This window comes from Rhizobium sullae (assembly GCF_025200715.1).
Classification (GTDB): Bacteria; Pseudomonadota; Alphaproteobacteria; order Rhizobiales; family Rhizobiaceae; genus Rhizobium; species Rhizobium sullae.
This window is the reverse complement of sequence record NZ_CP104144.1, coordinates 324,066-350,304: the sequence shown is the minus strand read 5'-3', so window position 1 is coordinate 350,304 and position 26,239 is coordinate 324,066. Positions and strand designations below refer to the sequence as shown.

Sequence of the window (26,239 nt, the reverse complement as noted above, 5' to 3'; positions counted from 1 at the left end):
AACGAACAAGGGGAACCTCAGATGACTATTTCGCGTCGCAAATTCAACAAACTGATCGTCGGTGCTGGCCTTGCCGCACCGTTCCACATCATGCGCCCCGCCGCCGCACAGGAGCCCAAGAAGGGCGACGAGCTGGTCGTCGGCATCTGGGGCGGCGCGCAGGAGCGCATCGTCAAGGAATATGTCGAAAAACCGCTGGTGGAGAAATACGGCTGCAAGATCAGCTACGTTCTCGGCGGCACCGGCGACCGCCGTGCCCGCGCCTATGCCGAGCGCGGCCGCCCAAGCTTCGACGTTCTCTACCTGAATATCTTCGAAAGCCGCCAGGCGGTGAAGGATGGCGTGACCCAGGAGCCGACCGCAGCGGTCAAGAATTTCGAGGCGCTTTATCCGAGTGCGCGAAAGGGCGGCTATGGCGTCGCCTTCAACCCCTGCACCATCGTCTACGACAAGACCAAGGCCTCCAAGCCCATCACCTCGTGGAAGGACATGTGGAACCCGGAATGGAAGGGCCGCATCGCCTGGCCGGACGGCCTCGGCGCCGAAGGCATCTCGGCCCTGATGATGACCGCCCGCGCCTTCGGCGGCACCGAGAAGGACTTCGACATGGTCGTCGACAAGGTGAAGCAGCTGAAGCCCTTCGCCGCCATCCAGGCGAGCCAGGCGCAGCTCTTCGAAATGTTCGACCAGAAGCTCGCCGACCTTTCCGTCGAGTTCGGCAGCTTCACTCAGTCCTACGTGGAAAGCCGCAACCCGAACATCGCGATCGCCGCTCCGTCCGAAGGCCAGGCGCTTGCGATGAACGTCGCTTGCATCACCGTCGGCACGAAGAACCAGAAGCTTGCCGAGGAGTGGATCAACCTGCACCTTTCCGAGCCCTGCATGCTCGCCTATGCCCGCGAGATCTACTATTCGCCGACGGTCAACAACGTCACCCTTCCGGACGACCTGAAGAAGAAGCTCGTCGTCGGTGAAAGCCAGGTCAGCCAGCTCGTCGATTTCGACTGGGATTACATCAACGCCAACCGCGCGAAATGGCAGGCCCGCTACGACCGGGAGATCGCCGGATGAACCGTTGGATAGGACCGGCGCTCGCCGCGCCGGTCACCCTGTGGCTGCTGCTTTCCTTCGCGGCGCCGATGTTCGTGGTGCTCGTGCTTTCCCTGCACGAGTATCCCGACCCCTTCGGCCCAATCTTCATCCCGCCGTCGCTGACGCAATATACCGACATAGTATCCGACGGTTTCTATTACGGCGTCGTCTCCGAGACCGTGCTCCTCGGGCTCGGCGTGACCGTGCTGACCGCGCTGCTCGGTTATCCGCTGGCCCATTGGCTGGCGCGCATGCCGGTGAAGTATCGCGCCGTCGCGTTCTCGGTGATCCTCATCCCGCTGCTCACCAACGTAGTCGTGCGGTCGCTCGGCATCATCCTGCTGCTGGCGCCGGAGGGCCTGATCAACTCTGTGACCGCCCTCGTCGGCGTCCCGGCGGCAAGGAACATGCTGTTCACCCATGGCGCGGTCGCCGTCGCGCTGGCGCAGGTCTTCCTGCCGTTCATGGTGCTCGCGCTCTACGACAACCTGCAGAACACCTCGCCGCGCGTCCATGAGGCTGCGGAAAGCCTCGGTGCGTCTCCTGCCGTGCGTTTCCTGACCGTCGACCTGCCGCTTTCGCTCCCCGGCCTGCGTTCGGGCGCGGTCATCGTCTTCCTCATGGCCTCGACGGCCTACGTCTCGGCAACCCTGCTCGGCGGCAAGAAGGTCTGGACGACCGGGATGCTCGTGCTGCAGGAGGCGATCAAGAACCTCAACGCGCCGCTCGCCTCCGCGCTGGCCATCATCATGACGGTGACGGGACTGATCTTTGCGGCGCTGTGCACGCTCGCGCTCAACCGCATGATGCCCTGGCTGAAAAGCAGGCCGAGCCAGCCGATCAGCATTCCGCGCTGGATCGTGCCGGTGATCGATATCCTCAGTCCGATCGTCTCCAAGCTGTTGCTCGCCGCCGCCCTGCTGCTTCTCCTCCTGCCGCTCGTGCTCGTCTGCATCCAGAGCGTCAACGACGTGCCACAGGCGACTGCCGCCGGCTTCCGGGGCTTCACGCTCAAATGGTACCAGCAGGTCTTCTTCGCCGGCACCTATGCGGACGCTTTCTGGGTCTCGGTACAACTCGCCCTGACCTCGATGCTCGTCGCGATCGTTCTGGCCTTGCCGGCGGCCTTTGCGCTCGGCCGGTTTCCGTTCAAGGGCAGGTCGGCGCTGCTCGCGTTCTGGCTGCTTCCGATGTCGCTGCCGCATGTGGCGATCGGCGTCGGCATGCTGCGGCTGCTGCAGCTCTATCTCGTCATCCCACCGTTCCTGGGCTTGGTCGCGATCCACGTGATCGTCATCCTACCCTTTGCCATCACGCTGTTGACGACCTCCGTCATGGCTCTCGACCGAGCACAGGAAGAAGCGGCGGCAAGCCTCGGCGCAAGTCCCGTGACACGTTTCTTCGTGGTGATCATGCCGGGCCTCGCGCCGGGTCTGTTCGCGGCGGGCATCATCGGCTTCCTGCTGAGCTTCGGCGAGGTGACGGTGACGAGCTTCCTGACGACCGCCCGCCTCACCACGCTGCCGGTCAGGATCTATGCGGAATCGACCTTCAGCCTGGAGCCGACCGCCCATGCGATTTCTGCGGTGTTGATCCTATTTACGGTGATCGCGCTGACCGTGGTGGGCAAGGTTGTGCGTCTCGATCGCCTCTATGCCAGATAGGACTGCCCGAATAAAAAGATGCTAAGGTGATCCCCGGGGATCGGTGCAGCAACGGTTTATCCGATCGCTAATGGACTGCGCCTCTTAGGTTGGACACTGATCGGGCTGCGGTTCTACCCGTCTGCCGGATATGAAGAGTGACGGACCAGTTTGCGGATAAGCGACAATGTCGCTGATCATGACCTGAGGCTCTGGCTCTTCGCTCAGCGACTTTGTCATCTTAGACAACGCCGCGTGCGCCCATTTACCCTCATTGAGATTGACCGCGTAGTCTTCACCCCTGGTAGCGGAGTAAAGCACTCGGCCAACCTCATCGATGAGGCAGATGTCGGCCAGACCCTGAGGCTTCATCGTTGAAACGAAACCAGCGTAATACTGCTCGTGCATGCGGTCATAGGTGCTGCCGCCGCCCTTAGGACGTTCGATGGCCGGCTTACCGTCATTCGTAGGCTTGGCATACGCATCGCGCATACCGATAAGCCGGTCACCTGCGACACCCTTCAAAGCGAGGGCGAAATTGCGCACAGCAGACACCACCGTTGGATCCGAGGTCTGCGCCGCGAGGAGTTTCTTTTGATCGTCGAGATAGGCCTGAACGTCGACGGCTGCCCTTGCCGCTGAGCTGGACAAAGTTCTCGATGGTTCCGGCCCACGACCAGCCGGCCATCGCTCGGACTGCCGCAGCGCTGCACTTGTCCACGCGCCAGGTTTACAACCTCGTCGCACGCTATCGTGCCGACCGGACGGTAACAGCCTTACTGCCTCGCGCCGCGAAAACACGCCAGAAACGGCTTGACGCCAGGATCGAGGAAATCTTGAGCGCGACGCTACGCGAGAAATGGCTGACGCTGGAGGCGCCGCCACTTGCTCCGGTCGTGGCCGAAATCCAGGCTCGCTGTGAAGAGGCGGTCTTATGCCGCCGTCTTACCTCACCATCGCCCGGCGGCTTCCGGCGTTGTTCACGCCTGAGGAGATCGCCAGGAAACGATCGGCCAATCCAAAGCACCTGCTGCGGCTGAAGCCCCGGCCAGGCTATATTCATGCGCCGCATCCACTCGATGTCTGCCAAATCGACCATACGCCGACAGACATCAATTTTGTGGAGGTCGTCGACGGCTGTCGTTTTGCAGCTAATCGTAAGACTCTCACTTCAATAGTTTCAATATGATAGCGCGGCACTTAATTTGAGACGAGGCAGTTAATGTGAGATTTCGGTTTGGATTTCGGCACTGAATGTGAGAACCGCCGTTGTGAATAAATTGACTGTCTTCGGCGGGTCTTCATCAGCAAATCGCAAATATCACAAAAGGTTACTGCCCCATCTGAAGGCGTTAAGCGCCGAAAATCGCTTTAAAGAATCTCACGTTAAGTGCCGTAGCTCGCCGGAACGGCCGCATTCTTACAATTAAGTGCCAAACGACACCTGCCTGACACGGCGATGGGGACGGATTGGTAAGCGTGGTCAGGAGAAGCAGCATGTTTTCGAACGCGAGGAGGAAGCGGTTCGACTGTTCCTCGACTTGGTGAAACAAAAACGTTCTCGGGGCTATCGGCCACCAACGACCCTCTGGTATTTGCAAAGCTGACCGCGATTGCCTTGCGTCTCTCAGGTTCACGAGGAGGCGCCGCCGAGGCGGCCCTGGTGGCGCGTCATTCGCGCCGGTTCCAGTCGGTCTCGAACGACGCCTCGATCTCGACGAAGAACGGAATCTTGATTGCGAGATTGAGACCGAGTTTCCCCTTGCGGAAGAAGTGACTGATCACCTTGCCGAGGACGCGGAGCCGACGGCCGGTGGCGGTGAGGAATTGAGCGAGCTGTCGCACGGTATTCTTTCCTTTCGAAATGCGGATATCGCGGGGATAGGCCGCATGACGGACAAGGAGGGGCGCACCTGAAAGGCCGAAACGAGAGTGGAGGACCTGCCGGCGACAAAATTTTGGCGCGCGAGGAGCGCAACACGGCGGGGAAAATTCTGGCGCCGGCAGGTTGCGGCGCGACGGACGGGATGCAGCATCCCCGATGTCGATAACAGGAGATCGAAAGGAGAATTGCAGCGGATCGCTCCCCTCAGTGTTGTGAATGGCGGCGGTCCCCAGCGCTGGTGATATGCCGCCCTCAGAAGGGCGGCTCGGCCTCGATGGAACCGTCCTTTTCGGCCAGCATCACGATCAGCTCGGCCTGGGCAATTTCGAGCTCGGCCTCGATCTCGCGGCGCTCGGCGGGCTCAATGCAGGCGTTCAGCTCGGCGCGCAGTTCTTCGATTTGTTGTTCGATCATCGTCATCTCCTTGATGTTTGAGAAAGATGACGCCCGCCGGCGTGGCGGTGGGTCAGGGTCAAGGATCGCGCATGCGACCGCCAGCGGCCGTGAGTGGGGGAGCCGAAATGCGCCAGCATTTTGGAGGAACCGCTCGTCCTTGAGGCTGGCCCGGCTCCACGGCACGATTGGCTCGATATGAGCAGACCCAACTCCCCGTATGGCACCCAAAAAGCTGGAAACGGGCTCGACGCCCGTTGCCTGCTTTCTCAAAGTGGCCTGTTGGCCCCGCCTCAAGCGGCGGGGCCCTTGGCCGGATCTCAATCCCGATTGGGGCGGGACCAGATCAGCTGGTAACCGTCCTCGCCTTCGACCTCGGTGAGCGTTGCGTAGATCGGGGCCGGGAAGCTCAGGTCGTCCAGCTTGACCGAGAGGTAGTCGCGGTCGCTCTCGTTGGAGCGCTTCTGCCAGGCCGCGCCCAGCTCAACGTTGCCGGCGTAGATGCGGAAGTGCGGACCCTTGTCGGAGGGGTTGTCGACGCGGGCGATGCGGGCCTTGACGTTGAGTGCGAGGGTGCGGATTGAGCCGGTGAAGCCGCTTTCGTTTGCGGTGAAGGTGCCGATGGTAGCCATGTCCAAATTCCTTTCGGTTGTTTCGGGCCGCGCCCTTCGCGGCCTCGATGGCTGTCGCAAGGATCGGTGACGATCGGACCGCACCCCGGAGGGGCCGAAACGAAGTGGAGGGCGGCCGGGAGCAGCTTTCTTGGACCGCGAGGAATGGGCGCGCAGCGCTCAGGGGAAGAAAGTTGCGGAGGGCCGTTGCGGGAGGACGATCGAGGCGAAGCCGGTCTCCGATCAGACATGCCTCATCGAGCCCGCGGATGGAGCGCCCCTAACAACCGGAAAGGGACGTGGCAATGGCCGCGCACAGTTGGGCCATAGCGCCGATCTCGGTGCATCTGCAGACCAATCACTCCGGCCTTAGTTCAGGCCGTACCAGGTCCCACGACCCGCTCCATGAAGAGTCAGATGCCCCTGCTCGGTCAACGCCCGAAGATGATCCTTGACGGTGTTGCGGCTTGCGCCTGTGGCCGTGGCCGCGTCCATCACCGTAACGCGCCCACGCTCACGCGCCAGTTCGAGGATTGCGACCGACAACTCCGGCAGGTCGCCCAGCAGGATGCGTTCACGCTCGATCTTGCGCTCGAGCCGCTGCTTTTGGCGCTGCAGGCTCCGGAGGAAAAACTCGACCCACGGATTCCAGTCCTGTTGGTCTGTCCGGATTGTGCCTTGCGTTCGACGAAGCGCGAGGTAATAGGCTTCCTTGTTCTGCTCGATAACGCTTTCCAGAGAGCTGTACGGCACGTAGGAGTAACCCGCCCGAAGGAGGAGCAGAGTGGTCAAGGCTCGCGACAAGCGGCCATTGCCATCCTGGAAAGGGTGAATTTCCAGAAAGACCACAACGAAGACAGCGACAATGAGCAGAGGGTGGAAGGTGCCATCCTTCTCCTGGGCCTGGTGCCACGCCACCAGCTCCGACATTCGACGCGGCGTATCGAAGGGGCAAGCTGTCGCGAAGACGACGCCCAGGCTTCGTCCATCTTCGTCGAAGGCTTCGACATTGTTGGCAAGGGTTTTCCAATTTCCCCTGTGCCGCTCATCTTTAGTCGAGTGAGCCAGCAGATCCCGATGGAGTTGGCGGATGTGATTTTCGTCAAGCGGGATCGCGTCGAAGGCGGAGAAGATTGTTTCCATCACCTCGGCATAGCCTGCGACCTCCTGTTCGTCGCGGCTGGTGAACGAGCCGATGCGGAGGTTCGAGAGTAACCTCTCGACTTCGCGGTCGCTCAGTTTTGCGCCTTCGATACGCGTCGACGAGCCGATGCTTTCGATCGTCGCGACCCGCCTCAGGCTGGACAGCCGATCCGGCGCGATCCGACCGAGCGCTCGCCACGCACCCTTAAATTCGTCAATCTCGGCGATCAACGACAGGATCTCCGGCGAGATGCGCAATTTGGCGAGATCAAGGGCTGTCATCCATTATCCCATCCGTTTCCATCCAAATGGGATATGGCACAACGGACTCCATTTTTCCATCCATTTTCACCCAATAAGGGAAAACGACGGGAAAAGCCTCAGCGGCAGAGGCTCCGCCCGATGGGCGGAGCCTGGAGGACCTCAGTCGCGGTTGGGGCGCGACCAGATCAGCGGCAGGCCGTCGTCGGAGCGTTACCGTGCCGGAACATCGCAGCCGCGAGCCTTTGCCCTGTCTCTGAGTCAGGCGTCCGCTTTGAACGCGACAAACTCGGGCGCCCGGGCAGTTGCCTCCTGTCATCAACGCGATATTGTCGGACCGCGATTCGTCGCCTGGAGGATCTATGCGTCAGCAGACAAAGCCGTTTATCGTCGAAATCAAGCAATCCCGGAAGCCGAAAGCTACCGATCGGAAACCATCGATCTGGGGGAAGCTCGGCCTCACGTCCGATCCGCATGCCCTCGCGGAGAGAGAGAGCCGGAAGGCCGGTCGGCCGATGCGGGTGACACGACCGACTTTGACGACTCCTACGCCGCCGCTCTCTCGTCGGCCTGAATAGGCTGGAGAGCGTGTAGGAAGTTGACAGCACGCTGGGAATGGGCCGCCGCCTGAAAAATCGCCCGCCTGTCGTCGGAGATAACCTTCAGCCACGAGCCGAGGTAAGACATGGTCCGGCCGTGGCTCCAGTTCCGGCGCGATCCCGAGATCAGCGCAAAGGAAGCAGCTTCCGAGCTCAGCTGGTTATCTGAACAGTCAAGCTGTCTCAGTCGGTTTTTTACTTCTGAAATGCCGAAGTTTCCGCCGTTCTCGGCCATCAGGTGGGCGTGAGACAGATCGGCCGCCGTCGGGTGCGGAAATTGTTCTGCAGCAAACGCCTGTTGGGACCGTTCATTCGGCGTGGATCAGGTGCTGGTGGAGGGGACTAAGATAGCCCCTAGTCGATCGATAACGGCGTCGATTTCAGCCTCGGTTGTTGCCCTGCCGAGGCTGAAGCGCACAGCACCCATACCGATCCTCTCCGGCACGCCCATGGCGGCGAGCACGGGCGAAAGCTCGACGCGGCCCGAATGGCAGGCCGACCCGGTCGATGCCGCAACCCCGTCGAGCCCGGCGAGCACGTCGGCCCCGACCATACCGACGAACGAGACGTTCAGGGTATTGGGCAAACGATGCTCGACATGGCCATTCAACACGACGCGATCGCCGACGTGATCCTGCAGGGTGCGCCAGAAGCGATCGCGGGGGGCCCGGATACGTTCCATCGGCGCGAGGTCCTGCGCCAGGGCGCAGGCCGCGCCAAGACCGACGGCGAGCAGGGCGCTCTCGGTGCCGGCGCGCCGACCCTGCTCATGGCTGGCGCCATGGATCAGCGGCTCCAGTTCGACCCCACGCCGGACATAGAGCGCGCCGACACCTTTCGGCGCGTAGAGCTTATGGCCGGCGATCGTGAGCAGATCGACACTGAGCGCATCGACCATGGTCGGAATTTTGCCAACCGATTGCGCAGCGTCGGTATGAAACCGGATGCCGTGCTCGCGGGCGATGGCGCCGATCTCCTCGATCGGCTGGATCGTGCCGACCTCGTTGTTGGCATGCATAACGCTGATCAGGATGGTGTGTGGCGTGATTGCGCGCCGCACGCCTTCGGGATCGACCCTGCCGGTCCGATCCACAGGCAGGTAGGTCACCGTCGCGCCAAGCCGCTCGAGAAACCGGCAGGGCGCCAGGACAGCGGGATGCTCGATAGCGGTGGTGATGATGTGCTCGCCCTTGTGCCGGAGCGCGAAGAACGTGCCCTTGATGGCCAGGTTGTTGGCCTCGCTGCCGCCGCTCGTGAACACGATCTCGTCGGCCGCGGCGCCGAGCAGCGTGGCGACCTGGCCGCGAGCATGATCCAAAGCAGCCTTTGCTGGCATGCTCGCCCAATGGCCGCTGGATGGATTGCCAAAGGCTTCATCGAGGAACGGTCGCATTGCCGCGGCCACCGTCGGATCGATCGGCGTGCTGGCGTTGTAGTCGAGATAGATCGGGGTCATCGGATCAGAACACCAGCACTTTATCGGCGGCAGCCGTGGCGGCTGCCAGTTCGTTCATCGTACTGCGCCTCGCGCCGGCCATGATGTCAGCGTCGGTCAGGCCGCGCGCATCCATGCACGTGCCGCACAACAGGATCTCTCCCTTTCCGGCAATCACACCCTTCAGCATGCGCTCGACATTGTAGTAGCCGTCGGGCGTCTTCTGGCCGGCTTTCGCCGCCACGACTGCATCAGCCATGAGGAACACTCTCACGACCGTCGCTGGTTCGCTCTTGATGAGAGCGAGTGCAAGGCGCAAGCCATTGTAGCAGCGTTCGGTGCCATAGGGCGGATCGTTCAAGATCAGCAGAATTTGCATCGATGTCCTTCCTTCACAAGATCCGACCTTCAGGCATGGAGCGACTTTCGCGCCTCGTATCTGTCGATCGAATCCGCTTATTCGCCGAGTATGCGGCGCCGTTCCTCAAACTCTTCCTTGTCGATCTCGCCGCGGGCAAAGCGCTCCTTGAGAATGTCGAGCGGCGTGCGACCCGGTGGGGCGTGATGCGGCGGCAATGTCCCCGGCCATGGCCCGCCCAGCCAGCGAACGAGAACGACCACGGCGGCGATCAGCACCGCGAGAAAAAGGATCATGAACAACGGACCGAATATCATGGCGTACCAGCCTCCGCCCCACCACATCATGTGCGGACCCCATGCGTACCGTTCGGCGTCTGACGGCGCCTGCGCCCAGGCTGCGCTCGGCATGAGGACCTGCGCCGCGCTCGCCGCGGCAATTGCTTTGACCAGAACTTTCCGCATCGGTTCCTCCATTCCTGACCGACATCATTCTACTTCGCTGATCGGCTTGGATGCTTGCGCAAGATCAAGGGCGCTCGCCGCACGCTCGTGCATGAGCACTGCAACAATGACGCCAGAGACAAAGGTCAAGGCGGCGATTGACGCGATCGCTGCCGAAAGTCCGAAGCGATCGGCGATGAGCCCTGCAGAGAGCGCGCCGATCGCGTAGCCGAGATCTCGCCAGAACCGATAGACGCTGAGCGAACGGGCACGCCAGGTCGGATGCGAGGCATCCGACACGGCGGCAATCAGGCTCGGATAGACCATGGCTGTGCCGAGGCCGAGAAGCAGGCTGCCGAGGAGCCACCATTCGAACTGGCGTGTCATCGCAGTCAGGAACAGGCCCACGGCCTGCACCCACATGCCGGCGACGATCAATCCCTTTCGCCCCCATCGATCGCTCAATGGGCCGGTGGCGATCTGCAGGATGCCCCAGGTGGCTGGATAGATTGCCTTCAGGATGCCGATGCGCTCGACACCGAGGCCGAAGGAAGCGAAGAACAGGGGAAAGATACCCCAGCTCATGCCGTCATTGAGGTTGTTGACGAGACCGGCCTGCGATGCGGCGAACAGGTTGCGATCCTTGAACGACGTGAGCATGAACACCTCGCGGAAACTGATCGGCGCGGATTGCTGCGCATGGCCCGAGACCTCCAGCCGGACATGGTCGCGCGTATCGCGGACGAGCAGGATCGACAGCGCGGCGCCAAGGAACGCATATCCGATCCCGAGATAGATCGGCACTGGCCGCAGTCCGTATTGCGAGGCGAGATAGCCGGTGAGGAACGCCGTAACACCGACGGCGAGGTAGCCCGCGAACTCGTTGAGGCCGACGGCAAGGCCGCGCGACTTCGGTCCGACGAGATCGATCTTCATGATCACGGTCATCGACCAGGCAAGCCCCTGGTTGATGCCGAGAAGGGCGTTGGCCGCAATCACCCATTCCCAGCTTGGTGCCCAGATGATGATGAACGGGACTGGCAAGCCGATGAGCCAGCCGAGCACCAGAACGCGCTTGCGTCCCCAGGCGTCGGCGAGTTGGCCCGATACGAGATTGGCGAAGGCCTTGACCACGCCGAAGCTGATGATGAAGGAGACGATGAGGGTCGTCGACGAAAGATGGAATTCCTCCGAACCGATCAGCGGCATCACCGTGCGCTCTATCCCTACCATGCCGCCGACGAAGGCGTTGATCACAATGAGCAATGCGAATTGCGGCCAGTTCTCCTTGAGCCCCAGCTTCACAGCTGGGCCGGCAGGTTGCGGGTTTAGAGCTGCGTCCGTCATGTCAGACCGCCACCATATGGCCGGAGTTGGCAGCCCTGGTCCGTGTGGCTTCTGGCGGCGCCGGCGGGATCTCGGCAAGCATGTAGTGGATGAACTCCGCCTCGTCTTCGATCCCAAACGCCTGATTGTGACGCTTCTCGAAGCCGATGGTGGACCCGGGTTTGCCGCTCAAGCGCCTGCCGCAGACGGAGCCGGCATAGGCGCCGGCAAGCACCTCGACATAGTCGGGAAGCGCCTTGAGCCGGCGCGCACTCCGGAACAGGTCTTTTGCACCCTCTTCGGCGTTGACGGCAAGCTCGGTGCGTCCGAGATCGCCGACCATGAGGGTGTGGCCGGTGAATACGAACCATGGCTCCTCAGCCCGCGTGTGGTCGCTCACGAGGAGACAGATGTGCTCGGGCGTGTGGCCGGGTGTGTGCATCACGGTTGCGGTGACGTTGCCAAGGGGGAGGAGATCACCGTCGCGCACTCCTCTGAATGGAAAGGAGACGTCGGCGTGCGCTGCAAGGACGTATTCGGCGCCGGACGCCTCGGCGAGCTGCGGCCCCGTGGAGATATGGTCGGCATGGACGTGGGTATCGATGACGAAGTGAATGCGCATGCCGGCGTCTTCGGCCGCGCGCAGATAGGGCTCGATCTCACCGACCGGATCGACGACAGCTCCTGCTGCCTTGCCGCCGCAGCCGAAGAGGTAGGAGATGCCGACGGGATCCTTGTGAAGGAACTGGCGGAGGATCATGGGCTTGCACTCCTTGTCTCGAAGCGTTAACATTCAATCATTCCGCTGAATGTTCCACTGAAGAGGACCCATGTCAAGCACCGGACCGAAACAAGCGATCTACAATAGTCTCGCAGAGGTGGCTCAAGCGCTCGGTCATGCGCACCGGCTCGAGCTGCTGGAGCACCTCGCTCAAGGCGAACGCAGCGTCGAGGAACTTTCCGCCCGCTCCAGCCTGACCTTTGCCAACACGTCGCGTCATCTGCAGATCCTTCGGCGTGCGCGCCTGGTCGAGACCGAGCGCCGCGGCAAGCATGTGCTCTATCGTCTCGCTGGCGATGTCGAGGTTGTGGCGCTGATGCAGGCGCTCGGTCGCGTGGGAGCGCGCAATGTGGCCGAGGTCAATCGCGTTATGACCGACTACTTCCGCGCTCGCGACGCGTTGGAGCCAGTGTCGCGGGAGGAGTTGGTCTCAAGGCTGCAGGATGGCCTTGTCACGGTTCTTGATGTTCGACCGGAGGACGAGTTCGCGCTCGGACATCTCCCCGGGGCGCTCAATATCCCGCTTGCCGAGCTCGAGCGCCGGTTGGCCGAGCTTTCTGCGGACCGGGAAATCGTCGCCTATTGCCGCGGTCCTTATTGCGTCCTGTCGTTCGAGGCGGTCGCCGCCTTGCGGGAGCGGGGCTATCGCGTTCATCGTCTTGAGGACGGCTATCCCGAATGGAAGGCCGCCGGCCTGCCTGTCGAAACCGCCGCATGATTTTGAAATCGGATCCGGCAAGTCTCATGGAAGAGAAAATAGACGACGAACACCCCAGCGATGCGGTGTGGCCGATCCTGACCGGCAAAGACTACCTTGCTCCATCTGTATTCCGGCCGGAGGCTCTTTTACGCGAAGCGCGGCGCCAGAAGCGTCTACCGCTCGTCAGCATCCCCGCAATCTGCGTGCTCGACCCGGACGGCGATGTGGTGCGGCACCTCAACCGGAAGGGTGTGGGGCGGGTTCACGAGGGTTGGGCCTGTTATCACACCGAGCTAATAATCTTTGAGATCGACGGTATCGGCGAGATCGGGATCGTCGGGTGCGCGGTAGGGGCCTCCTTTGCCGTGCTCGTAGCCGAGCAGCTCTTCGCGTCCGGCGGTAACCTGCTGATCAGCGTCACGTCTGCCGGTCAGATAGCCGATATTGGGCCGACACCATACTTCGTCCTGATCGATCGTGCGCTGCGCGACGAAGGCACGAGCTACCATTATCTTCCGCCGGCGGCCTTCGCCGAAGCCCCCGACGCAGGGCTTCTCGCTCACGTCGAGAGGGCTCTGTCGGGGCTTTCTGGCGTCACTGTCCATCGCGGTGCGACCTGGACGACGGATGCGCCTTATCGCGAAACCGCGATTGCGATCGCGTCCGCACGGGAGCGGGGCGCACTCGCTGTGGAGATGGAGGCAGCCGCCCTGTATGCGTTTGCAACCGCGATGAACCGGTCGGTCATCTGCTTTGCGCATGTAACGAACGCCATGGCCCAGACTGAAGGCGACTTTGAAAAAGGCGAGGCGGAAGGAACCACGGCAACTCTTGCCGTCGTCGCGGCGACGGCACGGGCCTGGTCGGGCGCTGCCATCGCCGCCGAGAAATGAGCAGCTGCGGGGCGCCTATGCGGCGCCCCGGACCTCGTTCCTCCGAGCTTCGCTCTGCTGCGCGTGCATCCAGTCGGCGATCTGCTGCGCCTTGCTCGCGGCGGTGAAGATGGCCCGCTTGTCGGAACGCAGCACCTCGAGCCAGGAGGCGATGTAGCGGGCATGGTCGGGTCGTGGTTCGACGCTGAGGCTTAGATCGGCGCAGATCATCGCGCTCAAGAGCTCGACCGTGCATTCCTCCATGGCGTAGGCGGATGAACCGAACCGTCCGGAAAGATCGCGGCCGAGGCGATGCTTGGCGCCGGAAGCGTGGCCGCATTCATGGAGCAGCACGGCGTAGTACGCGAGCGCGTCGCGGAAGCAGGCAAACTCCGGCATCTGCACGTGATCGGTAGATGGGCGGTAGTAGGCCTTTGATCCGCCGTGACGGATGTCGATACCAAGGGCGTCGCAGAACCGTTCGGCCCGCTCGATCCGCTCGGCCTCGGGCAGCACCAGCATCTCGGGCGGCGTGTAGCCGTCGACCTGGGCGCAGTTGAACACGGTGTAGCCGCGGGCGAACAGACGCCGGGCGGGCTCGTCTCGATCCTCGTCGCCGTGTTGGGCATCCGCCGCGTCACGATCGGTGGTCTTCCAGAACACGACAAGGTGGCCGCGTCCGCCCTTGCGAACCTGGGCTCCGAGCGCCTGCCATTGGCGGTAGGTGCCCCAGATGCCGGCGGGATAGCCGGCCGCGTGCGCCGCAGCCCAGAGCGAGAGGATGTTGACGCCGCGATAAGCCTTGCTTGAGGCGACGTTGACGGGCGTGGTGATGGCCGATCCGTCGTGGTGCCAGGGCATGCGGTAGTCGTCGGCGCCGGCTTCGATGGCGGCGATGATCTGGCTGGTGACGCGCTCGTAGATATCGGTCGGGGTCTCGCGGTTGCGATCTGTGGTCATGGGTGCCTCCTTCAGCTCGCCCTCTCCGTCGAGGGCGAGGCGGCAGGGGCAGACGCGGGAGGCCGGCCCGTCACACCCTGTTCTCGGTGCTGGTGCGGAACAGGGTTGACGGGCTGGCAGCGTCTGCCACACCCGAGCCCTGCCTCGACGGGCGAGTTGAAGGAGGTGCCGACCATGATCGGCGCCCGGAACGGCCCGGATGATGTGCCGCTCTCAGCCGCCGTCGTCTCGTGGCGACCGCTTCAGGGGGACAACCCGGGCGTTACCAGATCGGGCCAGCTCCTGCTGCAGACCCTCAATGACGGCATCCCGCTCGGCGACCTGCAACGTCAGCACCTGGATGTGCTGGGCGGCCGCCAACACTCGGGCGCTTCGTCTGGACCGGTATCTTGGATTCCGCCCCCTTGTATGATCCGATGCTCGAATCGATCTCGAAAAGATTGGACTTGCCAAGGAGCCATGAATGACATTTCTCATCAAATCAGCGGACGCTGAGCCGATGCTGCTCACCGGGCTAGCCGAAGTCTTTCAGGAGATGCAGGGTCATTATCTGGTGCCGTGCCCCTCGCTCGAGGAGATCCTGAAGGGACTGAAGAACAGACCCGAAGGCGCGGAAATCATCGTCGCGATGGAGAACTCTCTGGTCATAGGCTTTGCCGCATACAGCGCGATATATCCCGGTCCCTACCTTCAGCCCGGCCTTTTCCTGAAAGAGCTTTACGTGCGTCGTTCCTTCCGGGGTCGGGGCGTTGGGCGCGCGCTGCTGGCCTATCTGGCGGAACTGGCCCTGCAGCGCGATCTATCGCGCATCGACTGGACCGCCGACGCGAACGACGAACGTCTTCTGGAATTCTACGACGGCCTGGGAGGACAGCGAAAGCCGGACAAGCTCTTCTACCGGCTCGATGCAGACGGGCTTAAGCGATTGACGTCCTAGGATCCTGACCCTAATCCTGCACCGCCCTCGATTCAGCATAGATCCATTGCTTGAACAGAAGCATGGACTGGCTGGTAGGAAGGTTGTGGGGTCTGGTGAACCAATAGCCGTAATCGCTTCGGTAACCAAACCCTCCCGGATTGACGAGACGGCCCGCCGCTAGGTCCTCGGCGATCAATCCGTGCGGAATCAACGCCATGCCCTGACCCGCGAGCGCTGCACGTATGACCATCGTGTAGTAACCGAAGCGCATCGTATGGCGAACCTCAAGCCCGCGCTTTCCATTGAACTCCGCAAAGAACGACCAGTGAAACGGGGTCTGCGGATGCTCGAGCATCACGCCCCTCGACGCCGCGTCAATCGAGGCCGACTCGCCAAGCTTCTCCCAATAGGAGGGCGCGCTCACCAGACGAATGTCGCGGCCGAACAGATATTCACCTTCCTCATCGTCCACCGGAGTGACGACGAAGCGAACCATCCCGTCGGGCACTTCGGTCTGCGTCTTCGATACAAAGGTCGTGAACTGCACTTCGATTTCAGGATGAGCCTCCGTGAACTGCACAAAACGTGGCAGCAGCCAGCGATCGCCGAAGATCGGAGGCACCTGAAGACGAAGAACGCGAGGGCCAGGCTTGAGGCGCGCAACCTTCAGGGCCGCATCTTCCATGGCCTTGATGGCCGTGCGCGCGTGCTCGATGTAGATGGCCCCAAGTTCGGTCGAAACCATGCCGTTCGGCGTTCGTGAGAATGCCGGGCCGCCAATCATCTCCTCAAGTCCGATCAACTGCTTGCTGACAGCGCTTTGCGATAGCGCCAAGGGCTCGGCCGCCGCGCTCGTCGATCCTCGCTCGGCGACCGCCAGCAGCACCTGCAATGCTGTCATCGATGGAAACTGCTTACGACCTGACACCCTGGCCTCGCATGCGGTTTAGTCGAATCCAGACTAAGCGCCGAGCCTACAACTGGCTAGTCGTTTTCTTCATAGGTCAAGGAATTAACTTCGCTTGCCCCAATTACGACCACATGTGAAATTTGCCTAAATTTTTGACAAAAAAGGAACAATCATGTCGGAGCCGACACAGCTCTGGGGTGGACGCTTCAAGTCCGGCCCTTCCGAAGCGCTTGCAAATCTCTCCCGCGCTCATCCATCCTATTTCCGGGTGTATCGCGAAGACCTGGCCGGTTGCCGGGCGCACGCCTCCGAACTCAAGCGCGCCGGCGTGCTCAACGAGACGGAGTTTGCAACCATCCGAGGCGCACTCGACCAGATCGAAATCGACATCGCCGATGGGCGGGAACAGCCCATCGCGTCCGATGAGGACATCCACACCTTCATCGAGCGATTGTTGATGCAGCGGCTCGGTACACTCGGAGGGAAGTTGCGGGCCGGCCGTTCGCGCAACGACCAGACCTCAAACAATACCCGCCTCTACCTGCGGCGCATGGCCCGCGAACTCTCCCGCGGGATCATCTCGGTCGAAAAGGCCCTCGCCTCCCAGGCTTCCAGACACACCGAAACGGTGATGCCGGGCTTTACCCATCTTCAGCCGGCCCAGCCCATCGTACTCGGCCATCACCTGATGGCGCATGCCCAAAGCCTGTTGCGTGATCTGGAGCGTTTCGAGGATTTCAACCGGCGCTTCGACCGCTCGCCTCTCGGCGCTGCAGCACTTGCAGGCTCCGGCATTGCCTGCCGCCCCGATCTCTCGGCGCTGGAACTCGGCTATTCGGCAGCCTGCGAAAACTCGATCGACGCCGTATCGGCTCGCGATCATGTCGCCGAATTCCTCTTCATCTGCTCGCTGGCGACCGTCAGCCTTTCACGCATCGCCGAGGAAATCTGCATTTGGGCCTCCAAGCAGTTCAGCTGGGTGAAGCTGCACGATTCCTATTCCACCGGCTCCTCCATCATGCCGCAGAAGAAGAACCCCGACATTGCCGAGCTGACGCGCGGTATGAGCGGCACGCTGATCGGCAACGTCGCCGGTTTCCTGGCAACGATGAAGGCCATGCCGCTCGCCTACAACCGCGATCTCGCAGAAGACAAGCGTGCCCTGTTCGAGAGCATCGACATTCTCGAACTCATCCTGCCCGCCTTCGCCGGAATGGTGGAGACGCTGGAATTCGATGTCGCCAAGCTGCGCGATGAGGCCCCCAAGGGCTTCACGCTCGCAACGGAGGTTGCCGACTGGCTCGTGTCGCAGGGCGTACCCTTCGCCCAGGCTCACGAGATCACCGGGGCAGTGGTCCGCTACTGCGAGGAACGCGGACACGATCTGGCCGGCCTCACCGAAGACGACCTGCCCCACATCGATGCCCGTCTGACACGCGGCGTGCTCGACGCCATCACGATTGAGGGTGCGCTTGCCAGCCGCACCGGTTACGGCTCGACGTCGCCGATACGAGTGCGGGAGCAGATCGAGCGCTTCAACACGGCGCTGGAAGCCAAGGCAACCTTCGCGGCCGGCGAACTGCTTCTGCCGGAAACCGCGGCCGCGCCTCAACAGACGCGAGGCGCGCGATGAGCACAGCCGAAACATCACCCAGCACGCTGGATCAAAAATACGAAATCGCACACCTGACGCTGGTTGCGAAGCGGCATATCGGGCGCATGATCGCGGCGGCGGCCGTGCTTCTGGTGCTGGCCGCCATCGTGCGCGCGTTCAGCGTCGGCCAGATCGAGTGGAGCTACGTCCGCGATTTCCTCTTCGCGCCCGCCATTCTGGATGGCTTGAAGAGCACGCTGGTCATGACCGTTGCGGCCATGACGCTCGGTATCATCCTGGGCGTCGTCATCGCCATCATGCGCGTCTCCGGCAATCCGGTCCTGTCGTCCATCGCGGTAGGCTATGTCTGGATCTTCCGTGGCGCGCCGGCTCTGCTCCAGCTGATGATCTGGTTCAACCTGGCGCTGATCTTCCCAACCATGGGCATTCCCGGCCTATTCGAGTTTCGCACCGTTGACGTCATGACGCCCTTCGTCGCCGCAATGCTGGGGCTTGGCATTTCCCAGGGAGCCTATACGTCGGAAGTGGTGCGCAGCGGCCTTCTGTCGGTAGATAGCGGCCAGTACGAAGCGGCCCGTTCGATCGGGATGACGCAGATGAAGATGCTGCGCCGCATCGTCCTGCCGCAGGCCATGCGCGTCATGGTTCCACCGATCGGCAACGAGGTGATCGGCATGGTCAAGCTCACCTCCCTTGCCAGCGTCATCCAGTATTCGGAAATCCTGCACAACGCACAAATCATCTATTTCGCGAATACCCGCGTGCTCGAACTGCTACTGGTCGCCAGCTTCTGGTATCTCGCCGTCGTATCCGTCCTCTCGATCGTCCAGCATTATATCGAGCAATATTTCGGTCGCGGCAGCAAAGCCGTCAGCGCTTCGATGTGAGGTACGAGATGAGCAAGAATATCGTTGTAAAGGCCGTTGACGTCACCAAGCTTTACGGGACTTTCACGGCGCTCGACAAAGTCAGCCTCGAAATCGCCAAAGGCGAAGTCTGCTGCATCATCGGTCCTTCAGGATCGGGCAAGAGCACCTTCCTGCGCTGTATCAACCAGCTTGAGAAGATGAATTCGGGCGCGATCTGGGTGAACGACGAGTTGGTCGGCTATCGCCGCGAAGGCAATAACCTCTATGAGATCAGCGACGCGGAAATGTCGCGACAGCGCCGCCACATCGGCATGGTCTTCCAGCGGTTCAATTTGTTTCCGCACAAGACCGCGCTTGAAAATATCATGGAAGGTCCCGTCCAGGTTCTCCGCGAGCCGGTGGCCGAAGTCCGCAAGCGTGCCGAAGATCTGATAGTGCGTGTGGGTCTGGGCGACAAGGCCGGGCACTATCCCTCGCAGCTCTCCGGCGGTCAGCAACAGCGCGTGGCGATTGCCCGTGCAATGTGCATGCGCCCCGAACTTATCCTGTTCGACGAGCCCACCTCGGCGCTCGACCCGGAACTCGTCTCCGAGGTGCTGGACGTTATGAAGGATCTCGCCGCCAGCGGCATGACCATGATCGTGGTGACCCACGAACTGGGCTTTGCCCGCAACGTCGCGAATACCGTCGCCTTCATGGAAGCGGGCAAGATGGTCGAGATCGGTCCGGCATCGGAAGTTCTCAGTTCGCCGAAAAGCCCCCGCACCATCGAATTCATCAAGGCTGTACACAGCTGAAACCAATTGGGCCGTTCAAGCTGGCCGGCCCGTGATTCAGAACAAAAGTCAATCCAACCCAGTTCTAAAAGGGGAACTCACATGAAAACAGCTCTTATCACCATCGCCGCATTGCTTGCGTCCACGGTCGTGCATGCCGAAGGCGTGCCTGATCGGATCAAGTCCGCTGGCAAGGTCGTCGTCGCCAACCAGCCGAACTACCCGCCGATGGAATACAAGGACCCCGCAACCAATACGCTGATGGGGGTCGACATCGACCTCGGCCTGGCCCTCGCCAAGCAATTGGGCACGAATGTCGAATGGGCGGATATCGGCTTCGAGCAGATGATATCGTCTCTCCAGACGGGCCGCGTCGATCTGATCCATAGCGGCATGAGCGATCTCCCGAAGCGCCGCGATACGCTCGACTTCGTCGATTACATGAAGTCCGGCGCGCAGTTCTACACCTCCGCTTCCCGCAAGGAGGAGTTCAAGACCCCGGCGGACTTCTGCGGCAAGACGGTGGGCATGAGCCGCCGCACGTCCTTCCCGGATGAAACCGCCAAATGGAGCGCCGCCAACTGCGAGGCCAAAGGGCTTGCGGCCATCAAGGTGGTTGGCACGGAAGGCTCGGCGGACGCGCGCGCGCAGCTGAAGCAGGGCCGCCTCGACGGCGCAGTGCAGGGTTCGGAAACCCTGCCCTACCTCATGAACCTGGAAAAGGACACCTACGCCATCGTCGGCGAGCCCATCACGGCCGTTTATCAGGGCATGGCCTTCTCCAAGAAGGATCCGGCACTGCGCGACGCCTATGCCGCCGCACTGAAGGCTCTGATGGCTTCCGACGAATACAAGGCGATCTTTGCCAAACACGGCCTGGAAGGCACCATGCTCGACGGCATCTACATCAACGGCGAAGCCGTGAAGTAAGCCTGCGGCATCCGACTTCAAGAAAGCCCGACCGCGACCCTTAGCGGTCGGGCGTTCCTTCCGCATCGCCTTCGCTGGCCGCGCAATCCTCGCCTTCCGAGCATTTTCATGAACCGTTCTCTCCCCGACACGCCGATCGACAGGCTGGCCCGTTTCGTTTCCGCGCTCGACTACGACACCCTGCCCTCCGGTGTCGTCGCCAAGGCGAAAATCCATATTTCCGATACGCTGGGCGCAGCGCTCGCCGGCGCTCGCTCCACGGAATTCTACATCTCCGTTCAGGCAATGCGCCCGGCCGGCCGGGTGCGCCTGTGGGGAACGGGCCTTGCTGGGTCCGGTCGCGACGCAGCACTCGTCAACGGTATCGCGGCCCATGCCTTCGAATTGGACGACGCCGGCGGTTGCGATCATTCAGGCGCCGTTATTCTGCCAGCCCTGTTTTCGGCCCTGCACGAGGCCGGGCGGCCGATAGACGGCAAGCGCATGATTGCCGCAGTCGTCGCCGGTTACGATGTCGGACGCCGTATTCTGGAAGCCACCGGCGGCTATGACGCCCATAACGGGCTGGGCTGGCATTCGACGGGCACATGCGGCACGCTGGCCGCCGCTGCGGCGGCCGCCAATCTGCTCGGCCTCGATGTCACGGCAACGCGCGACGCCATCACACTCGCCACCAGCTTTTCCTCCGGCCTCTGGGCCTTCATCCATGACGGCTCGCAGGCGAAAAAGCTTCACGCCGGTCGCGCGGCCGAAGGAGGTCTTCTGGCGGCCCTTTTGGCGGCGAACGGCTTTGCTGGCCCGTCGCGCGTTTTCGATGAAGTGTGGGGCGGCTTTTTCAATGCCTACAACAAGTCTGCCTGCCACCCCGAGCTTCTGGCCGAAAGCCTCGGCGAGGTCTGGAAGATCAATCGCGCCGTCTTGAAGCCCTATGCATCCTGCCGGGGCGCACATTCGGCCGTCGACGCGCTTCAGGACCTGCTGGCGGAAACCGGTCGAGAAGCCGGCGACATCGCCCGCATAGACCTTCGCATGAGCGCCATGCTGAAGGACATGTGTGGCGCGAAAGTGGGCGGCGCCATGGCCCCTACGCAAATGAGCCTGCCCTATGCACTTGCCGCGCGCTGCGTGTTTGGAACGGCAGGCCTCGAAGCCTATACCGAGGAGTGCCGTAACCATCCCGACGTGCACGCGTTGATGGAAAAAATGGCCATCGCCGTCGACGATGCCATGGGTGCCATGGACGAGCCGATCGTGACTTTGACCTTCGGGGACGGTACGCAGACCGATCGCATGGTGCCGCGCGCTACCGGTTCGGCGGAGCGCCCAATGCAGCCTGCAGCTGTCGAAGCCAAGTTTCGCAAACTTGCCGGTATGAGCCTGACCCTCGATGGTGGAGACACCCTGTTGCAGGCACTCGGCAATCTCGAGCAGATCGAGGACTGCACTGAAATCGAAGCGCTGATGGCCGGTCACGCCGACAGCACGCCCACCTTTCGATGAAGGGCTGAGACATGACGTTTGACCTTTCCCCCCGCCCACTGAACCCTGCCCCGAAGACGCCGAAGATGATCTGGCCGAACGGGGCGAGAAGCGCGCTGTTCATCGGTTTCGACGTCGACGCCGAAACGGCCTGGATCGGCAACAACCCGTCCAATGTCGACCGCATGGTGACGACTTCGCACGGTGGCTACGACGCACGCGTCGGCATTGCCAAGATCCTCGAACTGATGGACGAACTCGGCCTGAAGGCGACTTTCTTCACGCCGGGCTGGACGGCGCTTGCCCACCCTGTGCAGTGCGAAGCCATGGTCGCGGCGGGCCACGAGATCGGCCACCACGGATTTCTTCACAAGCTGCCGGACCGTACCAAATGCGACGAGGCGTTCGAGGAAATCGACCGTGGCTTCGAGGCGCTGCAGTCGGCTCTGGGGGTCCGTCCCGTCGGCTATCGCGCACCTTCCGGGGAGAATTTCCCCGAACTGCTCGCCTACCTGAAAAAGTCCGGCATCCGCTATTCGAGCTCCTTCCGCGATGACATCCTGCCCTATCGCCACGCCGGCGCCGACGGATCGACCGGCCCGGTGGAGATTCCCGTCAACTTCGCCTTCGATGATTGGAATTTCGGCATGAAGAGCCGAATGAGCCCGGGCACGTTGTTTGGCAGAGAAGCCGTGCTTCCACTTTGGATCGACGAATTCGAGGCGACCCATGCCTGGGGCGGTGTCACGACCATGGTCCTGCATCCGCAGGTATCCGGGCGGCCCATGCGCTGGCATATCCTTCGCGACTTCCTCAAGCACGTTCTCAACAAGGGCAATGTCTGGATTGCAACCGGGGCGCAGATCACCAGTCATTTCGAGGCGCTCGAAGCGGCCTCGGGACAATAAAGCAAGACAAGATTGCGAGGGATTTCACGATGGCTCTCGATGAAGATGCGCTCAAGCGCCTGCCCGAACGATATGGCGAAGGAGCTTCAGCCCTGCCCCCGGAGCCAGCGGCTTGCTGTGGGATCTGATGCGCAGATGCCCCTACGTAACCGCGGGGCTGCACCATGCCGGCTTCAGCGGCAGCTGGCTTTCGGTCAGGTGATTGCCGCGCGTCCCGAGCGGGGCGCTTTCTTGATCGGCATCAAAGCCGCCTGCCAAAATTCAGGTACATTGTGGAGACGTTGAACAGGTAACGCCGCCAAATGCCGGGTCTTTCGATGAGGAGAACGGACATGCTGCGTTCAGCAGGATACAGGTCTGAAGCGACCGCACTTGCTCTGGCGCGCGAGCATCGATCGGTGTGCCGGCAATGCCTGCTGACGCTCCTTGCCATCGCGTTCATGACCGCGTTCGCGACATCTCACGCCTCGGCTGGGTCCGAAGACGAGAACTACCGGGCCGTCGATAATCTGGCCGTCTACCTCGGCGTACTGCCAGCTGTCGATGCCGGTCGAAAAGACGCTTGGTCATAATCTGATTGGCGGCACTTTAAATCAGAGCGGTCTGTTGTGTGCTTCACGGCGACGCGCGTCGGAAAGGACACCGCCCTGTCCCAGATCATCAAGCTGGTCGAGGACGCGCAGGCGAGCACGGCGCAGGTCCAACGTTTGGCGGATCAGGTCACATTTCGTGCCGTAGAACTCCCTTCATCCCGCTCCAGCGCAGCGATGATCGCGGCCTGAACGGTCTTGTCCTGCGCCGCCATGGCGGCGGTCAGTGACAACAGGCGCTGGCGGGTGTCGTAGAGCTGGTCGATCAGCGACACTACGATCGGGAGCGTGTCCGTGTCGATCTCGAGCTCATAGCGCAGCGTGCAGATCAGGCGGACACGCGCGCATTCCATCTCCGTGAAGAGCAACGATCCGACTTCCTGCCGCGGCACAACAAGTTCGTCGCGGATCCAGGCTTCGAGATCGCTGCGTTGCAGCGCAGCTATCGCTGTAACAAGGTCATCAATGCGCATCATGTGAACATCTCCTTGCGCGGTTCCTGTGCGACTTTCGGCTGCCAGGTCTCTAGGAACCCTGTCAGCTCAGGCTCGTCGGCTGCGGGCAGAACGACTTTCAGGGTGATCAGTTGATGTCCGCGTTGCCCGGTCTTGCGGTTGCGAATGCCCCTGTCGCGCAGTCGCATCACTTTGCCCGTGTTCGAGCCCTTCGGGATAGTCATCGTCACCGGGCCGCTTATGGTCGGAACCTCGATTCGCGCGCCCAGCGCCGCCTCCTTCAGAGTGACCGGAACCTCTACGTGAATGTTATCGTCCTTGCGGTGGAAGAACGGATGCGGCTCGACATGAAGCTCAACGTAGGCGTCTCCCGCCGACCCGCCGCCGAAGCCCGGCATTCCTTGACCTTTCAGCCGCAGCATCTGCCGGTCGTCGGCACCCTCCGGAATAGTCACCTGCAGCGTCTTGCCCTCAGGCAGCATAAGCGTGCGAGCGGCGCCGTTGGCCACTTCCAGAAACCGAACCGGCAGCACGTAACTCACATCCTGGCCGCGCGCCCGCGAAGTGCCCTGTGACCGTTGTCCCCCCGCCGCGAACGCGCGCGCCAGAAATTCTTCCAGGTCCTCGTTACCGGCAAACCCGTCTTGCGCTGCATGCGAGGCGTAGACAGGCCCGTCGGCGAAGTCGCGATAGAACCGCTCTTGCGGTCGCTCCGCACCGCTGGCATCGATCTCGCCCGCATCGAACCTCCGCCGCTTCTCCTTGTCCTTGAGCAGGTCATTGGCAGCCGAGATGTCCTTGAACTTAGCTTCGGCCTCTTTGTCGCTCGGATGCAGATCGGGATGGAACTTGCGCGCCAGCTTCTTGAATGCGTCCTTAATCTCCTTATCAGTCGCAGAGCGAGTTACGCCGAGCGTCTCGTACGGGTCCTTCATGCACCTGATCCCATCGCAACCGCGCCTCAATCATATCGACCATTCCGCCCCCAACCCCTGGGGGCGGTGCCGCAAGCATAACCGCAATCGCCAAAATCATTCACGCCTACGCACGGCATGCAGCGACATTTTGCCAAAGTGGGTCCGGACGATCATCGTGTCGATGGTGGGCCCGTTGCACCACGGGCGCGCCCGTCCATGATCGCCCGGTTTCGATTGCCATAGCAGCGACTTAACGTATCCTCGAGAGGGGGGCAAATGGCGAAGTATGTCAAGAGGGTTCGATCTTGCGAAACCCGCCCTTTGGGAGCAATCTTCAACACGTCAGGGCATCCGGCGGTGAAGAGCGGCGATGGCCCACGTGGTATCGAGGCAAGCCGAGGGCCTTGTGGGGCGGCCTTCTGAGGAGGAGACAATGGTCGCACGAATGCTATATGGCGCAGATCCTTTCCGCAACATACGCCGCTTCCAAGACGAAGTGAGCCGGGGCGCCGCAAGGGCGCTGGAATTCCCGGCGGTGAATGTCTTCGCAAACCAGGACGGCGTCATCATCACCGCCGAATTGCCTGGAGTAAGATCAGAAGACTTGGACATCTTGATTCACAGAGATTCGGTTACTCTCAGCGGAGAGCGGCACACCGAAACTGAGGAAGCCCAAGGATATCACCGGCGTGAGCGTCATGGGGGCCGGTTTGTGCGGACCGTGTCATTGCTGTTTGTGGTCGACCCGAACAAGGTTGAAGCGGATCTCGTCAATGGCGTACTGACTCTGGATCTTCCTCGAGCTGAAGAGGACAAACCCAGGCGCATTAATGTGAAGGCGAGCAAGGGGGCGGATCATGGCTAAGCGAGAGACCACGAAAGCTGGAACGAAGGGCGAGAGCAAGCAGCAGTCTCAGGCCGCGCTGACTAGCCAACCGGAGCTGGGGGGCAAGCTGTCCGCGGAGCAGGACGCGGGCGAGCGGACCCATGAGAGGCCGGTCTTCGTACCACGAGTTGACATCTACGAGACCGAAACCGGCCTTGTCCTCGTTGCGGATCTGCCCGGCGTGAACCCGGAGGGTTTGGAGGTCACGTTGGAGAAGCGGGTGCTGTCGATCTATGGCCGCGTCGAAGAGGACGCCCCCGAGGGCTACAGCCAGGCCTATCGCGAGTACGCGGTTGGCGATTTCGAGCGGCAGTTCACTCTCTCCGGTGATTTTGACATCCATAGAATTGAGGCGAACTTGAAGTACGGTGTGCTTCACCTCGCCATCCCGAGAGCTCCGGAGGCGGTCGCAAAGCGGATCCAGGTGAGATCAGTTTCCTGACGGAGAGGATTGCGCAAACGCCGCGCTTGCCTTGGTCGCAG

28 protein-coding genes and 3 pseudogenes are annotated in these 26,239 nt (G+C 61.8%); 16 read left to right on the top strand and 15 right to left on the bottom strand.

The genetic code is table 11. The features are described from left to right. Window positions 1-21: 21 nt before the first annotated feature. Window positions 22-1,071, top strand: coding sequence for an ABC transporter substrate-binding protein (locus N2599_RS22325; RefSeq protein ID WP_027512853.1), 1,050 nt, complete (start codon window positions 22-24; stop codon window positions 1,069-1,071). Further along, window positions 1,068-2,756 carry an ABC transporter permease subunit gene (locus N2599_RS22320; RefSeq protein WP_027512854.1) on the top strand — a complete coding sequence of 563 codons (1,689 nt, stop codon included), beginning with the start codon at window positions 1,068-1,070 and terminating at the stop codon, window positions 2,754-2,756. Before N2599_RS22325 ends, N2599_RS22320 begins: the two co-directional genes overlap by 4 nt. Before the next feature lie 84 nt (window positions 2,757-2,840). Here the strand turns inward: N2599_RS22320 and N2599_RS22315 are convergent, their stop codons facing one another. After that, window positions 2,841-3,386, bottom strand: coding sequence for a hypothetical protein (locus N2599_RS22315; protein ID WP_027512855.1), 546 nt, complete (start codon window positions 3,384-3,386; stop codon window positions 2,841-2,843). A 788-nt stretch (window positions 3,387-4,174) separates the two neighbouring features. Here N2599_RS22315 and N2599_RS22305 point away from each other — a divergent pair. Further along, window positions 4,175-4,342: pseudogene (locus N2599_RS22305) on the top strand (WGR domain-containing protein); the annotation flags it as partial. Window positions 4,343-4,406: 64 nt separating this feature from the next. On the opposite strand, the gene N2599_RS22300 reads toward N2599_RS22305, so the two are convergent. The 10 genes and pseudogenes from N2599_RS22300 to N2599_RS22250 form a co-directional block, all read right to left on the bottom strand. Then, window positions 4,407-4,580 carry a hypothetical protein gene (locus N2599_RS22300; RefSeq protein WP_167333942.1) on the bottom strand — a complete coding sequence of 58 codons (174 nt, stop codon included), beginning with the start codon at window positions 4,578-4,580 and terminating at the stop codon, window positions 4,407-4,409. A 292-nt stretch (window positions 4,581-4,872) separates the two neighbouring features. Further along, entirely contained in the window at window positions 4,873-5,034 is a 162-nt protein-coding gene (locus N2599_RS22295; RefSeq protein WP_167333941.1) for a hypothetical protein, read from the bottom strand. A gap of 299 nt (window positions 5,035-5,333) precedes the next feature. Then, window positions 5,334-5,645, bottom strand: a complete 312-nt coding sequence (locus N2599_RS22290; protein ID WP_027512857.1) for a DUF736 domain-containing protein — start codon at window positions 5,643-5,645, stop codon at window positions 5,334-5,336. A gap of 348 nt (window positions 5,646-5,993) precedes the next feature. Beyond that, window positions 5,994-7,049 carry a Fic family protein gene (locus tag N2599_RS22285; RefSeq protein WP_027512858.1) on the bottom strand — a complete coding sequence of 352 codons (1,056 nt, stop codon included), beginning with the start codon at window positions 7,047-7,049 and terminating at the stop codon, window positions 5,994-5,996. 525 nt (window positions 7,050-7,574) lie between these two features. Then, window positions 7,575-7,785: pseudogene (locus N2599_RS22275) on the bottom strand (zincin-like metallopeptidase domain-containing protein); the annotation flags it as partial. A gap of 164 nt (window positions 7,786-7,949) precedes the next feature. Continuing rightward, complete coding sequence (locus tag N2599_RS22270; RefSeq protein WP_027512860.1) at window positions 7,950-9,083, bottom strand: cysteine desulfurase family protein; 1,134 nt, start codon at window positions 9,081-9,083, stop codon at window positions 7,950-7,952. 4 nt (window positions 9,084-9,087) lie between these two features. Beyond that, window positions 9,088-9,441 carry a DsrE/DsrF/TusD sulfur relay family protein gene (locus N2599_RS22265; RefSeq protein WP_027512861.1) on the bottom strand — a complete coding sequence of 118 codons (354 nt, stop codon included), beginning with the start codon at window positions 9,439-9,441 and terminating at the stop codon, window positions 9,088-9,090. A 77-nt stretch (window positions 9,442-9,518) separates the two neighbouring features. Next, window positions 9,519-9,884 (bottom strand): SHOCT domain-containing protein, encoded by a 366-nt coding sequence (locus tag N2599_RS22260; RefSeq protein WP_027512862.1) that lies wholly within the window; start codon window positions 9,882-9,884, stop codon window positions 9,519-9,521. 24 nt (window positions 9,885-9,908) lie between these two features. Then, complete coding sequence (locus tag N2599_RS22255; protein WP_051336781.1) at window positions 9,909-11,210, bottom strand: MFS transporter; 1,302 nt, start codon at window positions 11,208-11,210, stop codon at window positions 9,909-9,911. Window position 11,211: 1 nt separating this feature from the next. Then, window positions 11,212-11,949, bottom strand: coding sequence for an MBL fold metallo-hydrolase (locus N2599_RS22250; protein ID WP_027512863.1), 738 nt, complete (start codon window positions 11,947-11,949; stop codon window positions 11,212-11,214). Window positions 11,950-12,019: 70 nt separating this feature from the next. Between N2599_RS22250 and N2599_RS22245 the strand changes: the two genes are divergently transcribed. Continuing rightward, window positions 12,020-12,688, top strand: a complete 669-nt coding sequence (locus N2599_RS22245) for an ArsR/SmtB family transcription factor (RefSeq protein WP_027512864.1) — start codon at window positions 12,020-12,022, stop codon at window positions 12,686-12,688. A 26-nt stretch (window positions 12,689-12,714) separates the two neighbouring features. Then, a complete protein-coding gene (locus N2599_RS22240) occupies window positions 12,715-13,563 on the top strand; it encodes a nucleoside phosphorylase (RefSeq protein WP_051336783.1) in 849 nt (282 codons plus the stop codon). Window positions 13,564-13,578: 15 nt separating this feature from the next. On the opposite strand, the gene N2599_RS22235 is transcribed toward N2599_RS22240, so the two are convergent. Then, window positions 13,579-14,502: an ArdC family protein gene (locus N2599_RS22235; RefSeq protein ID WP_027512866.1), complete on the bottom strand. Its 924-nt coding sequence runs from the start codon at window positions 14,500-14,502 to the stop codon at window positions 13,579-13,581. 463 nt (window positions 14,503-14,965) lie between these two features. Here N2599_RS22235 and N2599_RS22230 point away from each other — a divergent pair, with 463 nt between their 5' ends. Beyond that, window positions 14,966-15,439 (top strand): GNAT family N-acetyltransferase, encoded by a 474-nt coding sequence (locus N2599_RS22230; protein WP_027512867.1) that lies wholly within the window; start codon window positions 14,966-14,968, stop codon window positions 15,437-15,439. A 10-nt stretch (window positions 15,440-15,449) separates the two neighbouring features. Here the strand turns inward: N2599_RS22230 and N2599_RS22225 are convergent, their stop codons facing one another. Next, window positions 15,450-16,322 carry a LysR family transcriptional regulator gene (locus N2599_RS22225; protein WP_198521664.1) on the bottom strand — a complete coding sequence of 291 codons (873 nt, stop codon included), beginning with the start codon at window positions 16,320-16,322 and terminating at the stop codon, window positions 15,450-15,452. A gap of 181 nt (window positions 16,323-16,503) precedes the next feature. On the opposite strand from N2599_RS22225, the gene argH reads away from it, so the two are divergent. The 8 genes and pseudogenes from argH to N2599_RS22185 all read left to right on the top strand — a co-directional run. Further along, window positions 16,504-17,964: an argininosuccinate lyase gene (gene argH / locus N2599_RS22220; RefSeq protein WP_027512869.1), complete on the top strand. Its 1,461-nt coding sequence runs from the start codon at window positions 16,504-16,506 to the stop codon at window positions 17,962-17,964. After that, a complete protein-coding gene (locus N2599_RS22215; RefSeq protein ID WP_027512870.1) occupies window positions 17,961-18,833 on the top strand; it encodes an amino acid ABC transporter permease in 873 nt (290 codons plus the stop codon). The genes argH and N2599_RS22215 overlap by 4 nt, the downstream gene beginning before the upstream one ends. An 8-nt stretch (window positions 18,834-18,841) precedes the next feature. After that, complete coding sequence (locus tag N2599_RS22210) at window positions 18,842-19,612, top strand: amino acid ABC transporter ATP-binding protein (protein ID WP_027512871.1); 771 nt, start codon at window positions 18,842-18,844, stop codon at window positions 19,610-19,612. An 81-nt stretch (window positions 19,613-19,693) separates the two neighbouring features. After that, on the top strand, window positions 19,694-20,521 hold the full coding sequence (locus N2599_RS22205) for an ABC transporter substrate-binding protein (RefSeq protein WP_027512872.1): 828 nt from the start codon (window positions 19,694-19,696) through the stop codon (window positions 20,519-20,521). A 108-nt stretch (window positions 20,522-20,629) separates the two neighbouring features. Next, window positions 20,630-22,021 (top strand): MmgE/PrpD family protein, encoded by a 1,392-nt coding sequence (locus tag N2599_RS22200; protein ID WP_027512873.1) that lies wholly within the window; start codon window positions 20,630-20,632, stop codon window positions 22,019-22,021. Between the two features lie 11 nt (window positions 22,022-22,032). Beyond that, window positions 22,033-22,908: a polysaccharide deacetylase family protein gene (locus N2599_RS22195; RefSeq protein WP_027512874.1), complete on the top strand. Its 876-nt coding sequence runs from the start codon at window positions 22,033-22,035 to the stop codon at window positions 22,906-22,908. Between the two features lie 332 nt (window positions 22,909-23,240). After that, window positions 23,241-23,480: a hypothetical protein gene (locus tag N2599_RS22190; RefSeq protein WP_027512875.1), complete on the top strand. Its 240-nt coding sequence runs from the start codon at window positions 23,241-23,243 to the stop codon at window positions 23,478-23,480. Next, a pseudogene (locus tag N2599_RS22185) lies at window positions 23,449-23,633 on the top strand (P-type ATPase actuator domain-containing protein); the annotation flags it as partial. The gene N2599_RS22190 and the pseudogene N2599_RS22185, both read left to right, overlap by 32 nt. Here the strand turns inward: N2599_RS22185 and N2599_RS22180 are convergent. Both N2599_RS22180 and N2599_RS22175 read right to left on the bottom strand, forming a co-directional pair. Then, window positions 23,624-23,974 (bottom strand): chaperone modulator CbpM, encoded by a 351-nt coding sequence (locus tag N2599_RS22180; protein ID WP_027512876.1) that lies wholly within the window; start codon window positions 23,972-23,974, stop codon window positions 23,624-23,626. The pseudogene N2599_RS22185 and the gene N2599_RS22180 overlap by 10 nt on opposite strands. Beyond that, a complete protein-coding gene (locus N2599_RS22175) occupies window positions 23,971-24,888 on the bottom strand; it encodes a DnaJ C-terminal domain-containing protein (RefSeq protein WP_027512877.1) in 918 nt (305 codons plus the stop codon). Before N2599_RS22175 ends, N2599_RS22180 begins: the two co-directional genes overlap by 4 nt. Before the next feature lie 415 nt (window positions 24,889-25,303). On the opposite strand from N2599_RS22175, the gene N2599_RS22170 reads away from it, so the two are divergent. Beyond that, on the top strand, window positions 25,304-25,735 hold the full coding sequence (locus N2599_RS22170) for an Hsp20/alpha crystallin family protein (RefSeq protein ID WP_027512878.1): 432 nt from the start codon (window positions 25,304-25,306) through the stop codon (window positions 25,733-25,735). Further along, the gene (locus N2599_RS22165) at window positions 25,728-26,198 is read left to right on the top strand and encodes an Hsp20/alpha crystallin family protein (RefSeq protein WP_027512879.1); all 471 of its coding nucleotides are present in this window, start codon (window positions 25,728-25,730) and stop codon (window positions 26,196-26,198) included. Before N2599_RS22170 ends, N2599_RS22165 begins: the two co-directional genes overlap by 8 nt. Window positions 26,199-26,239: the final 41 nt, after the last annotated feature.